The sequence below is a fragment of the Saccharibacillus qingshengii genome (genome assembly GCF_013185195.1).
Lineage (GTDB): Bacteria > Bacillota > Bacilli > Paenibacillales > Paenibacillaceae > Saccharibacillus > Saccharibacillus qingshengii.
In genome coordinates this window covers 1-12,462 of sequence record NZ_JAAZWC010000029.1, presented here as the reverse complement: position 1 = coordinate 12,462, position 12,462 = coordinate 1, and the positions used below count along the sequence as shown (strand labels likewise).

Below are 12,462 nucleotides of genomic sequence, written 5' to 3'. Positions count from 1 at the left end.
CGCCCCGGCAGCATTATGCTGCAGAGGCGTTAGACCGCGGTTCCACTCTGCTTGGACAACCATCAATCGGCGTCCATCTCGTTCAAAGCCCGTAACGGGGACCGGCCGGCGGACTCTAGACCCCGACCTCCCTCGAGAGGGCCGGGCTTCGAATCCGCAGCTCCCAGGCGCATTTCCGTCTGCCGAACCCGGACGGCTCCCAGCCTGCAAACGGACACCGACCCGGCATCCGTTCGCGGCCGTCCTCTCTGGGGGATTCGGCGTACGACGTACTTCTCCTGTTCTTCGCTATAGAAATATTCGATTAAAGACGTAGTTGGATAGATGTTGTTTAGCCATTATAAACGAATCGACGCGGTCTGACAATCCGAATCGTGCAGGGTTCAGGCCGTCTGCGCCTTCAAGCGTCCGATCACGCGTTCTCTGCCGAGCAGGTAGATCGTCCGGTTCAGGTCGCGCCCGTGCATTTGCCCGGTCAGCGCGACGCGAATCGGCATGAACAGCTGCTTGCCCTTGATGCCGTTCTCCTTCTGCACTTCCTTGATCAGCGCAGCCATGCGTTCCGGCGAGAACTCGTCCGAAGCTTCGACTTTGGCCAGGAAAGCGGCCAGCGCCACCGGCGCCTTCTCGTCGGCCAGCACTTCGCGTTCTTCATCGCCGAACTCCACTTCGTCGCGGAAGAACATCTCGGACAGCGACACGATATCGGAAGCGGCGTTCATCTGCTCGCGATACAGCTCCACGAGCCGTTCCGCCCAGTCCCTGCGGTCGGCATCGAGCGTTTCCGGCAGCAGGCCCGCTTTTTGCAGGTGGGGAATCGCCAGGTCGGCGATCCGCTGTGCATCGGCGTTTTTGATGTAATGGTTGTCGATGTGCGCCAGTTTGTTCGGATCGAACACCGCAGGGCTTTTGGACAGCCGTTTGGCATCGAAGATCGAAATCAGTTCTTCGCGCGTAAAGATCTCTTCTTCGCCTTCCGGAGACCAGCCGAGCAGCGCAATGAAGTTAAACAGCGCTTCCGGCAGATAACCCCGTTCTTCATACTGCGAAATGAACTGGATGATCGACTCGTTGCGTTTGCTGAGCTTCTTGTGGTCGTCGCCCACGATCAGCGTCATATGGCCGAAGCGCGGCGGCTCGAAGCCCAGCGCTTCGTAGATCATGAGCTGGCGCGGCGTATTGGAGATATGGTCTTCCCCGCGCAGCACATGGCTGATCTTCATGAGATGGTCATCGAGCACGACGGCGAAGTTGTACGTCGGGATTCCGTCCCGCTTCACGATAACGAAATCGCCCGTGTCTTCGGTGGTAAAGGAAATCTCGCCTTTGACCATATCGTCGAACGTGTACGTCTTGTTCGCCGGCACGCGGAAACGCACGCTCGGTACGCGGCCTTCCGCCGCAAAAGCTTCGCGCTGCTCCAGCGTCAGATCGCGGTGCTTGCCGGAATAGCGGGGCGTCTCGCCCGCGGCCATCTGCTCTTCGCGTTCTTTTTCCAACTCTTCTTCGGTGCAGTAGCACAAATAGGCCAAACCTTTATCGAGCAGCTCCTGCCAGTATTTCTTGTAAATGTCGAGGCGCTCCGTCTGGCGGTAAGGTCCGTACTCTCCACCGACATCGATACTTTCGTCCCAGTCGATTCCGAGCCATTTCATGTAGTTGAGCTGGCTTTCTTCGCCGCCCGCCACATTGCGTTTGACGTCCGTATCTTCGATCCGCACGATGAATTTGCCGCCTTGGCTGCGCGCGAACAAATAGTTGAACAGTGCCGTTCTGGCGTTGCCGATATGCAGATGGCCCGTAGGGCTCGGTGCGTAACGTACGCGTATTTCCTGACTCATGATTGTGTGCCTCCCGTATCGTTTCTAAAATTCTTTCAAGATGATAGCATACCCTTCGTCAAGCAGACAACGGCCTGTGCCGCGATGCCTTCGCCCCGTCCGGTGAAACCGAGCCATTCGGTGGTCGTGGCTTTTACGTTGACCTGCGATTCCTCTGCACCCAACGCACCCGCGATTACGGTAACCATCTGCGGGATATAGGGCGCCATCTTCGGCTGCTGCGCGATGATTGTCGCATCCACATTGCCGAGCACGTACCCGCGTTCTTCCGCCATTTTCCAGACGTGCTGCAGCAGCTTCAGACTATCGGCGTCTTTGAACTCCGGATCGGTATCGGGAAAATGACGTCCGATATCGCCCAGCGCAAGCGCCCCCAAAATCGCATCGCTGATCGTGTGCAGCAGCACGTCAGCGTCGGAATGTCCGAGCAGGCCTTTTTCATGCGGAATAGTTACGCCTCCGATGATGCAGGGCCTTCCCTCCACCAGCTGATGCACGTCGAATCCTTGTCCCACTCTGATCATCATGTTCTCTCCTTCGGCTTCGCCCGAAGCAAAAACTCCGCGTAATCCAGATCTTCGGGCGTCGTAATCTTGATATTCGTATAATCCCCCCGGGCGACGGTTACCCGGATTCCCTGACGCTCGATCAGCATCGAATCGTCGGTCCCGAGAAATCCTTCGGCGGCCGCACGCTCATGCGCGCGCAGCAGTTCTTCCGTGCGAAACCCCTGCGGAGTCTGAATCGCCCACAGCAGACTGCGGTCGGGCGTATCGACGATCAGGCCGCCTTTTCCCACAGTCTTGATCGTGTCTTTGACCGGGACGGCCAGCACAGCCGCTCCACTGCGCCGCATCTCGTCGTAGCAGGCTTCGATGTCCGGTTCCCAGATAAACGGCCGTACGCCGTCGTGGACCATGACCCAGGGGCAGGAAACCGCCTTAAGCCCTTCATGGACAGAGTGCTGGCGTTCCTTCCCTCCGGCCACTACCGTTTTCACAAGCGGACAGTCCGCTTCTTCGATATAACGGCGGCAGCGCTCGACATCGGCTTCCCCAGTAACCACAATAATTTCGGCCGTCGCTCCGAAACGTCCAAACGCCTCGATCGCCCGAAGAAACAGCGGACGTCCATCAAGCTCGAGGAACTGTTTGCTTTCTTTCGTACCCATACGAGAGCCGCGTCCGGCCGCAACCACGATTACGCTCAAGTTTCGCTCCATTCGTCTACGCCCGCCTTTATACCCGTTTCGCTATTCCCGCGTCTCTTTAGTATACCCGCGGCAGACCTCGAAAACTACAATCGCTCTTGAAAACTTGCCGGCACACAGATCAAAAAAGCGCCTTCCCACGGGAAGACGCCTCTTTTTACGCCGCGGCCGTTAAACCTAAACCTGACGTTCGATAAACACTTGATCCTGCAAGCGGCGCAGCCCTTCCTTGATCGTACGGGCGCGCGCTCCTCCGATGCCGTCCACTTCATCCAGCTCTTCCAGTTCCGCCCGCATCACATCCGCCAATTTGCCGAAATGTTCGGTCAAATTATGCACAATGACATTGGGCAGACGCGGAATCTTGCTCAATACGCGGTAACCGCGCGGAACCAGCATCTCGTCGCTGACCGACAGCGAAGCGGAGTAGCCGAGCAGACGCACAATATGCGCCGTATCCAGCAGCTCATCGTCGGTCGAACGGCGAAGCGACGCCAGAATCTCTTTGGCTTTTTCGTCGCCGGGCTGGGCCGTATAGTCTTTGAGCAGCAGCAGAACTTCGCGTTCGGTATTGCCGACCAGCTCTTCCATCTGCATGGAAATCAAGCGGCCTTCATTACCGAGTTCGCTGACATAACGCTGGATTTCCGTCTTGATGCGCAGCACCATTTCGACGCGGCGAATGACGCCAACCACTTCCGCCAGCGTAACCAGTTCCTCGAACTCCGAAGCGGTCAGATTGGTCAATGCCTGGGTCAGTACGGCTTTGTACCGCTCCAGCGTCTGGATCGCCTGGTTGGCTTTGGTGAGAATAACTCCGATCTCTTTGAGCGTATAACGCAAATTGCCGAGATACAGCGTGATGATATTGCGGCGCTGCGAGATGGATACGACAAGTTTACCCGTCTGCTTGGCTACGCGTTCCGCTGTCCGGTGGCGGATTCCCGTCTCCGACGACGATATGGCGGAGTCCGGAATCAGCTGCGTGTTGGCGTACAGGATACGTTTGAGATCTTCGCTCAAAATAATCGCCCCGTCCATCTTCGCCAGCTCGTACAAATAGTTCGGCGAAAAATCGCAGTTGATGGAGAATCCCCCGTCGACGACTTCCATCACTTCGGGACTGTAACCGACGACGAGCAGAGCACCGGTCTTGGCGCGCAGCACATTCTCAAGCCCGTCGCGGAAAGGAGCTCCCGGTGCGACGAGTTTGAGCAGTTCGTTCATTTTTGTGGATTCCGATTCTTTCATTGCCTGCCTCCCCTTGCGTCAACCCCCGGTTAACGCCCTACTCTAGCGCCGCTTTGAGCGCCTGTGAAACGGTCTCGACACCAATCAATTCGATCCCTTTTGGGTGCTTCCAACCTTTTAAACTCTTTGTGGGCATAATGACCCGTTTAAAACCGAGTTTCAGCGCTTCCTTGACACGCTGTTCCGCCCGCGAGACCGCCCGAACTTCGCCGGTGAGCCCGATCTCGCCGAACACGACGTCATAGGGGCGCGTCGGCTTGTCCTGAACGCTCGAGGCGAGACAGACCGCTACGGCCAGGTCAACCGCCGGTTCGTCCAGTCGTACGCCGCCCGCCACATTGACGTAAGCGTCCTGCGTCTGCATGTACAAGCCCATACGTTTTTCCAGTACCGCAATGATCAGGTTCAAACGATTGTAATCGATCCCGGTTCCCATTCGCCGGGGCGAAGGAAAATGCGTCGTGGCCACCAGCGCCTGCAGTTCGACCAATACCGGCCTTGTGCCTTCCATACTGGCGACGACGGTCGTGCCGGACACGCCCATCGCCCGCTCGGACAGGAACAATTCCGACGGGTTCGTGACTTCGTCGAGCCCATCTTCGCGCATTTCGAAAATGCCCATTTCGTTCGTCGAACCGAAACGGTTTTTGACCGCGCGCAAAATCCGGTAAGTATGATGGCGTTCTCCTTCAAAATACAGGACGCAGTCCACCATATGTTCCAACATACGCGGTCCGGCAATCGCGCCTTCTTTGGTCACGTGGCCGACGAGAACGGTAGCGATTCCACCGTTCTTGGCGATCCGCATAAAGCGGGCCGTACACTCCCGCACCTGAGAGACGCTGCCCGGCGCGCTCGTCACATCCGGCTGGTACACCGTCTGAATGGAATCGATCACAAGAAAATCCGGAGCAATCTGTTCGATCGCAAGCTCCACCTGCTCCATATTGCTTTCGCACAACACATACAGCTGAGGCGACAAAGCGCCCAACCGCTCCGCACGAAGTTTGGTCTGCTTAACCGATTCTTCCCCGGAAATATACAGCACTTTCAGGCCCGAAGCGGCCAACGAATGCGACGTCTGCAGCAGCAGCGTCGATTTGCCGATCCCGGGATCCCCGCCGACCAGAATCAGCGAACCCGGCACCATGCCTCCGCCGAGCACCCGGTTCAATTCTCCGATCTTCGTATCTACCCGCGGTTCCTGTCCGCCTTCGATATCGACAATGGATTGGGGTTTTTGCGTTCCCTGCAGCAGGGAAGAATTCATGCCGCCCATTCCCTGGGTTTTCACATTGCTGACCGTTTCCTCCACCATGGAGTTCCACGATTGGCAGCCGGGGCATTTTCCGTACCATTTGGTCGACTCGTAGCCGCACTCGGTGCAGTAAAACTTGGTTTTTGTCTTGGCCATGGGTCTCCTCTCTCACCGGCTCTCCGGCAGTCCGAAACCGTCCGTTCGCCTCCGGCAAATACGGAAAGCTCTTCCTTAAAAGTTTATCATTTATCGCGGTTAAAAGTAAGGGTCATTCCATTCTCCAAACGTCGGGTCATGCGAAAAAAGCCGGACCGGCGGAAACGAAATTCCGCGGCCCGGCTAGGGGCGGCCGGCAGACCGGAAAAGCGCAAAGCATTCCCCGGACCGGGCCTTTTATACAGTTTGGCTGTTGGTTATTCCGGCTTTTCGATCAATACTGCCGGCTCTTCGGCTTTATCGACAGACAATGCCCCGTCTTTCTCGTCGATCACCAGGTAATCGCCTTTAACGATGCTGCCGGTCAGCAGTTCTTCGGACAAACGGTCCTCGATATGCTTCTGGATCGCACGGCGCAGCGGACGCGCGCCGTAAGCCGGGTCGTAGCCTTCTTTCGCCAGGAAAGCTTTGGCTTCATCCGTGAGTTTGAAGTTTACGCCGTAATCGTTGAGACGTTTACGCAGCTCTTCCGACATCAATGTTACGATTTCGGCGATATGCTTCTCGTCGAGCGAATGGAAGACGATCGTTTCGTCGATCCGATTCAGGAACTCGGGACGGAAACTTTTCTTGAGCTCTTCCATGACTTTGCCTTTCATGTTCTTATATTCCGCTCCGCTGTCGACCGCGGCCGTGAAGCCGAGCGTCGAGTTGCGGCGAATCGCATCCGCGCCGACGTTGGACGTCAGAATGATCAGCGTATTCCGGAAATCGACCACGCGGCCTTTGGAATCGGTCAGGCGTCCGTCTTCCAGCACCTGCAGCAGAATATTGAATACTTCCGGATGCGCTTTTTCGATCTCGTCCAGCAGCACCACAGAGTACGGTTTGCGGCGTACTTTCTCGGTGAGCTGACCGCCTTCTTCATAACCGACGTATCCCGGAGGCGCTCCGACCAGACGCGAAGTCGAATGCTTCTCCATATACTCGGACATATCGATCCGGATAACCGCGTTCTCGTCGCCGAACATCGATTCGGCCAGCGCGCGGGCCAGCTCCGTTTTACCTACGCCCGTAGGACCGAGGAAAATGAAGGAGCCCATCGGACGCTTCGGATCTTTGAGACCCGCACGTGCGCGGCGAATGGCCCGGCTGACGGCAACAACTGCTTCTTCCTGGCCGATGACCCGTTCATGCAGCAGGCTCTCCATGTTCAGCAGACGGTCGGTTTCTTCTTCTTTGAGCTTGTTGACCGGAATGCCCGTCCAGCTTCCGACCACGTCCGCAATATCTTCGGGCGTCACTTCGGAATCGGTACGTCCTTGTTTCTCTTTCCACTGGTTGCGCGTCATTTCCAGCTCTTCGCGGATCTTCTGCTCAGTGTCACGCAAAGCGGCCGCTTTTTCGAATTCCTGGCTTTGAACCGCCGAGTCTTTCTCTTTGCGGATATCGTCCAGACGGTTCTCCAACTGCTTCAGGTTTGGCGGTACCGTATACGAATTCAAGCGGACTTTGGAACCCGCTTCGTCGATCAGGTCGATCGCTTTGTCCGGCAGGAAGCGGTCCGTGATATAACGGTCCGACAGCTTCACGGCCTGTTCGATCGCTTCGTCCGTAATCTTCACCCGGTGATGCGCTTCGTAGCGGTCGCGCAGACCGTGCAGGATCTGAATGGCTTCGTCCACGGAAGGCGGTTCTACCTTGATCGGCTGGAACCGGCGCTCAAGCGCAGCATCCTTCTCGATATATTTGCGGTACTCGTCTAGGGTTGTCGCTCCGATACACTGCAGTTCTCCGCGTGCCAGCGACGGCTTGAGGATATTGGACGCATCGATTGCGCCTTCCGCCCCGCCCGCGCCGATCAGCGTGTGCAGCTCGTCGATAAACAGAATGACATTGCCTGCCTGGCGAATCTCATCCATGATTTTTTTGAGACGGTCTTCGAATTCGCCGCGGTATTTGGTACCTGCCACGACCGAACCCATATCGAGCGTCATGACGCGCTTTTCGCGCAGCGTTTCCGGAATTTCGTTGTTGATGATCTTCTGTGCGAGACCTTCGGCGATCGCCGTCTTGCCGACGCCGGGTTCGCCGATCAGAACCGGATTGTTTTTGGTCCGGCGGCTGAGCACCTGAATCACGCGTTCGATCTCTTTGCTCCGGCCGATAACCGGGTCGATGTTGCCGTCTTTGGCGTAAGCCGTCAAGTCGCGCGCCAGGCTGTCCAGCGTTGGCGTGCTGACGTTGGCAGGCGTTCCGTGATGGCTCGAAACGGCTTCGCTGCTGCCCAGCAGCTGAAGAACCTGCTGGCGGGCCTTATTCAGGCTAATCCCGAGGTTGTTCAGTACGCGAGCCGCGACACCTTCGCCTTCGCGAATCAGGCCCAGCAGGATATGCTCGGTTCCCACGTAGGTATGGCCGAGTTTACGCGCTTCGTCCATCGACAGTTCGATGACCTTTTTGGCGCGCGGGGTATAAGCGATATTGGTCGGTTGTTCTTGGCCCCGTCCGATGAGCGTTTCGACCTCGTTTTGGATCTGTTCCAGACCCAGGCCAAGTCCGATCAACGCTTTGGCTGCGATGCCTTCGCCTTCACGAATCAAACCCAGCAGGATATGCTCGGTTCCGATATTGTTGTGTCCGAGTCGAACCGCTTCTTCTTGAGCAAGAGCGAGAACTTTTTGCGCACGTTCCGTAAATCTGCCAAACATCATATGCAAAGCACCTCCACAAAGTAGTAACCTTACGACCGGACCTGCATCCGGCCGCCGAACGGGGTGTTATTCCTTGTTTTTAAGCAGCCTGTCCCGGATCAACTGCGCCCGGTACATGTCCTTCTCTGCTGTATTCATTGTAGCACCGAACGTTTTCTGAAGGAAATTCGGCTGGGTCAAAATCGTAAGTTCATTCAGCAGCGTAGTCGTCAGCTTGTCGATCCATCCCAGGTCGACCCCCAGACGCAAATCGGACAGCCGTTGGGCCGCCTCTTTGCCGTCGATGATCGCCGCATGGGTCAGAATCCCGTACGAACGCATCACACGGTCATAGAGACGAATCTTCGATTCGGCGACAAGCTTGCTGCGTGCCTGACGTTCATATTCGATAATCTGGGCCGCTATTCCTTCCAGATTGTCCACAATCTCGTTCTCGCTTTGACCCAGCGTAATCTGATTGGAGATTTGGAACAGATTCCCCTGGGCTTCACTGCCTTCTCCATAGATGCCCCGTACGGTAAGTCCCACCTGGGAAATAGCGTTCAGAACGCGCCCGATCTGGTGTGTCATGACGAGGGCGGGCAGATGAATCATCACGGAAGCCCGCAGTCCCGTACCGACGTTGGTCGGACAGCTGGTCAAATAGCCGCGCCGGTCGTCGAAAGCATAATCGATATGGGCTTCCAGTGCATCATCTACAAGTGTAGCCCGTTCCCAGGCCCGCTTGACTTGGAAACCGGAGTAGAGGCACTGGATCCGGATATGGTCTTCTTCGTTCACCATAATACTGAGCGATTCGTCCTCGCTTAGGACGACTGCCGCTTCCTGCGATTCGTTGGCAAGCGTCGGACTTACCAAGTGCTTTTCTACCAGCACCTGCCGCTCGATTTCGTTCAATTCGTCGAGCCGGATCGGATACAGCAGCCCAAGCTCTTCCGAAGCCTGCCTGGCCGCTTCCACGACCCGGTTGCGAACCTGCTCGGCCTGCTCTTCATTGGCGACAAGCGGAAACGGGAAAGTTCTGAGATTGCGTGCAATTCTCACCCGGCTGCTGATGACAATATCGGACTCGTCTCCGTCCGCTTTCATCCAACTGCTGAGCGCATGTTCCGTAAAAGAAAAATCCGACATGACCCGTAACCTCCCTTAACGCTGCGACCGCTGCAGCTCGAGTTCGCGAATGCGGTCCCTCAGCTGAGCAGCCGTTTCGAATTCCTGTTTCTCGATACGTTCCTGCAGTTCCTGCTTGAGCGTATCGATCTCGCGCTGCACCTGCAGATCGGCACCTCCGCGTTTGGGCACTTTGCCGACATGTACGGTTCCGCCGTGGACACGCTTGAGCAGCGGATCGATCTTGTCGTCAAAATGCTTGTAGCAGGAGCTGCAGCCGAACCGCCCGATCTTGCGGAACTGCGCGTAGGTCATCCCGCATTCGTCGCACCGAAGCTGTTGGGGCTGGGCGGCATTTCCCGACTGCGACTTGCCTGCGATATCGAAGTCGAGGAATCCGGACAGCAGATTGTGAATCGAAAATCCACCCGATGTCCCCGGAATCATCTCGCCCTTTTCTCTCGCACAGTGCTCGCAAATATGGAATTCGTTTTTTTCACCGTTGATAATTTTCGTAAAATGCAGGGTTGCGGGTCTCTGCTGGCATTCCTGACAAAGCACTCGCTCACCTCCTTCACAAAATAAACGCCACGTATTCAAAAAGAATAAGGCTTACCCTTGTTGTCCCATGAGCGCAATCAGCATCGCCTTCATAATCCGTGCACGCATTTCGTCCCGATAGGGAAGTTTGAGCAGCAGCGTGTTGCGCAGAACAGCCGAGCGCATGAGCGCCGCTTCCCGTCCGGTAATCAGATCCGCATCCACCAACCGGTAGATCAGCCCTTCGGCCGCCGACTGGCTCATTTCGCTTCCGATTGTTTCATGAACGTGGGCATGCAGCTCGGAATGGGTCGGAAGCTCTATGCGCTGGATCCGGATATACCCTCCGCCTCCGCGCTTGCTTTCGACCAAATATCCTTTTTCTAAAGTAAAGCGCGTACTGATTACGTAATTGATTTGAGACGGTACGCAGGAGAATCGATCGGCCAGATCGTTTCTCTGAATCTCGATCATGCTTCCCGGACTTTCCTGCAGAACCGTTTTTAAATAATGTTCGATGACATCGGAAATATTGCGCATCGATCCACCCTCCATTATCTGCCTGAGCCGCTGTACGGATGTGGAACCTACTCTTAAAATAACCCTTCCGCAAAAAGGAAGAAACGTCTGGTCGTTTCAGGCACCTTGGCCTCTTGAGCAAACCTGTTCAAGGTGCGAGGCACCATTCGTGTGCGGCATGTCGCAGGGCATCAAAATAAATACACACAGTTGACTTTGACTTTCTTTGACTTTTTATCTATTATACCATATATTTTTTTGTTGCCAAGAGTCCTCTTCAAAAGAAGACAGCAAAAAACCGCGGCTGCCCGCGGTCGAAAAATCCAATCAAAACCCTCTGTTGCCTTCGGCGTGAATCCGGCCTTTTTTGAACGTGGTAGCTGACGCTCCCGGATTGTTGACTTCATTGGAAGTAAAATAAATATTGCCGATCTCTCCGTCTCCCCAGATGCCAATTCCCGCATTGACCGAGTCGGAGATGATATTCCCTGTAAACCGCACCTCATCGATCCTGCCCTGGTCGGCAAAAACAAGGATGTTGGGATGATCGTTGGTCGGACGGGTCCCGGCATTTACAATGGTGTTCGTATTGACGGTCACATCCTTAACATCGCGTGTATTCCAGTTCTCCTCAACGGCAATATAAATCCCGGCCATTTCGGTATTGCTGATCTTGTTGTTCTCGATGGTCACTCCGCTGCCGCCGACCACCGAAATTCCGCGAGCTTTCGAAGAGTATCCTACCGAATTCCCGCGTATCACGATATCGCTTGCCGGCTCCGGATCTTTGTGATAGCTGACGACTGCGATCGCATCGTCTCCGGTTTGTTTAACCGTATTGTTCTCGACCGTAATCCGTTTGCTTCCATCCGTCAAATGAATGCCGTCGGCTTTGGTGTTTTTGATTACATTCCCCGAAATCACACCGTCGGTTGATCCATCGCGCACCAAAATACCGGCTGTGCTCGCCCCTACCACCCTCACGTTACGAATGGAAAAGTTGGAAGCGCCCAGTACGGTAACGCTGTTTTTCGAGTCGGCTCCATCGCGGGAACTCGTGCTTTTATAAATATGCGTCACATTTTCCAAAGCCGGACTTTTTCCTTTTAGATTAATCGATCCGTTTAACGGATTCGTTGATGTCAAAATACTGCGCTGCGCTCCGGCGCCGATGATTCGCACCCCCGTAACCTGAAGCTTAGCGCTGAGCAGGAAGTTGCCCGGAGGCACGTAGAGCACTTTCTTTTGATTGCGTGCCGCTTTGATCGCTTTGTTAAAAGCCGCCAACGAATCCGTTTTCCCGTCCCCTACCGCTCCATACGCCGTTACGGATATGGAATTGGCAGGCTTCAGGCTATGTACCGAAGGAGCCGTCTTTTCTTTGGCGAATGCCTGATCGATTGTCCCGGCACCTCCGCCTATCCCCTGCAAAAAGATCGCTCCGGCTGTTCCCCATACCAACAAAGACAGCCAGGGCCTCTGTTTTTCTTTGGTTCCTTTGTGTTTCATCTTTCTCCTCCATTCCCAAACTTACTCTTTTTTATAGTTATATAAAACGTATTTGAAGCGCCCTAAACAAATTGGGGATAAATTGTGGGTAAATAGATGAAAATCAAGACAGCTTACGGTTTAGGCTTTGAAATCGAAGTGGGAATTAAGTTGAATGTGGAGAATATGTGGATAGAATTGCGGTAATTGGTTATAAAGCAGGTCTCGAAGACATCCGCTTGAGAATAATGTGGATCTTTTGTGGAAAACTCAAAGCATTTCTGGAAAAGAAAACAACAAAAAAGCCTTTACCGCGATTGCGGTAAAGGCTTTTTCTCTTCGGCTTGGCAGCTTCCTACTCTCCCAGGACCCTGC

Annotated in this window: 10 protein-coding genes; all 10 read right to left on the bottom strand. The window is 55.1% G+C overall.

What is annotated here, in order from left to right:
- Positions 1-383: 383 nt before the first annotated feature.
- The 10 genes from gltX to HRQ60_RS19400 all read right to left on the bottom strand — a co-directional run bounded on the left by gltX (position 384) and on the right by HRQ60_RS19400 (position 12,108).
- Entirely contained in the window at positions 384-1,841 is a 1,458-nt protein-coding gene (gltX, locus tag HRQ60_RS19445) for a glutamate--tRNA ligase (protein WP_172199081.1), read from the bottom strand.
- Positions 1,842-1,876: 35 nt separating this feature from the next.
- Positions 1,877-2,365, bottom strand: a complete 489-nt coding sequence (gene ispF, locus HRQ60_RS19440) for a 2-C-methyl-D-erythritol 2,4-cyclodiphosphate synthase (RefSeq protein WP_172199184.1) — start codon at positions 2,363-2,365, stop codon at positions 1,877-1,879.
- On the bottom strand, positions 2,365-3,063 hold the full coding sequence (gene ispD / locus HRQ60_RS19435) for a 2-C-methyl-D-erythritol 4-phosphate cytidylyltransferase (RefSeq protein WP_172199078.1): 699 nt from the start codon (positions 3,061-3,063) through the stop codon (positions 2,365-2,367). Before ispD ends, ispF begins: the two co-directional genes overlap by 1 nt.
- A 165-nt stretch (positions 3,064-3,228) precedes the next feature.
- Positions 3,229-4,302: a DNA integrity scanning diadenylate cyclase DisA gene (gene disA / locus HRQ60_RS19430; RefSeq protein WP_172199075.1), complete on the bottom strand. Its 1,074-nt coding sequence runs from the start codon at positions 4,300-4,302 to the stop codon at positions 3,229-3,231.
- A gap of 37 nt (positions 4,303-4,339) precedes the next feature.
- A complete protein-coding gene (gene radA / locus HRQ60_RS19425; RefSeq protein WP_172199072.1) occupies positions 4,340-5,716 on the bottom strand; it encodes a DNA repair protein RadA in 1,377 nt (458 codons plus the stop codon).
- Positions 5,717-5,973: 257 nt separating this feature from the next.
- The gene (gene clpC, locus HRQ60_RS19420; protein ID WP_172199069.1) at positions 5,974-8,430 is read right to left on the bottom strand and encodes an ATP-dependent protease ATP-binding subunit ClpC; all 2,457 of its coding nucleotides are present in this window, start codon (positions 8,428-8,430) and stop codon (positions 5,974-5,976) included.
- Between the two features lie 66 nt (positions 8,431-8,496).
- Positions 8,497-9,561, bottom strand: a complete 1,065-nt coding sequence (gene mcsB, locus HRQ60_RS19415) for a protein arginine kinase (RefSeq protein ID WP_172199066.1) — start codon at positions 9,559-9,561, stop codon at positions 8,497-8,499.
- A 15-nt stretch (positions 9,562-9,576) separates the two neighbouring features.
- Complete coding sequence (mcsA, locus tag HRQ60_RS19410) at positions 9,577-10,101, bottom strand: protein-arginine kinase activator protein McsA (RefSeq protein ID WP_172199063.1); 525 nt, start codon at positions 10,099-10,101, stop codon at positions 9,577-9,579.
- 51 nt (positions 10,102-10,152) lie between these two features.
- On the bottom strand, positions 10,153-10,620 hold the full coding sequence (locus tag HRQ60_RS19405) for a CtsR family transcriptional regulator (protein WP_172199060.1): 468 nt from the start codon (positions 10,618-10,620) through the stop codon (positions 10,153-10,155).
- 306 nt (positions 10,621-10,926) lie between these two features.
- Positions 10,927-12,108 (bottom strand): glycosyl hydrolase family 28-related protein, encoded by a 1,182-nt coding sequence (locus HRQ60_RS19400; RefSeq protein ID WP_172199057.1) that lies wholly within the window; start codon positions 12,106-12,108, stop codon positions 10,927-10,929.
- Positions 12,109-12,462: the final 354 nt, after the last annotated feature.

Coding starts and splice junctions, on each gene's coding strand:
- gltX (WP_172199081.1), bottom strand. CDS start 1,841: ATGAGTCAGGAAATACGCGTACGTTACGCACCGAGCCCTACGGGCCAT.
- ispF (WP_172199184.1), bottom strand. CDS start 2,365: ATGATCAGAGTGGGACAAGGATTCGACGTGCATCAGCTGGTGGAGGGA.
- ispD (WP_172199078.1), bottom strand. CDS start 3,063: ATGGAGCGAAACTTGAGCGTAATCGTGGTTGCGGCCGGACGCGGCTCT.
- disA (WP_172199075.1), bottom strand. CDS start 4,302: ATGAAAGAATCGGAATCCACAAAAATGAACGAACTGCTCAAACTCGTC.
- radA (WP_172199072.1), bottom strand. CDS start 5,716: ATGGCCAAGACAAAAACCAAGTTTTACTGCACCGAGTGCGGCTACGAG.
- clpC (WP_172199069.1), bottom strand. CDS start 8,430: ATGATGTTTGGCAGATTTACGGAACGTGCGCAAAAAGTTCTCGCTCTT.
- mcsB (WP_172199066.1), bottom strand. CDS start 9,561: ATGTCGGATTTTTCTTTTACGGAACATGCGCTCAGCAGTTGGATGAAA.
- HRQ60_RS19405 (WP_172199060.1), bottom strand. CDS start 10,620: ATGCGCAATATTTCCGATGTCATCGAACATTATTTAAAAACGGTTCTG.
- HRQ60_RS19400 (WP_172199057.1), bottom strand. CDS start 12,108: ATGAAACACAAAGGAACCAAAGAAAAACAGAGGCCCTGGCTGTCTTTG.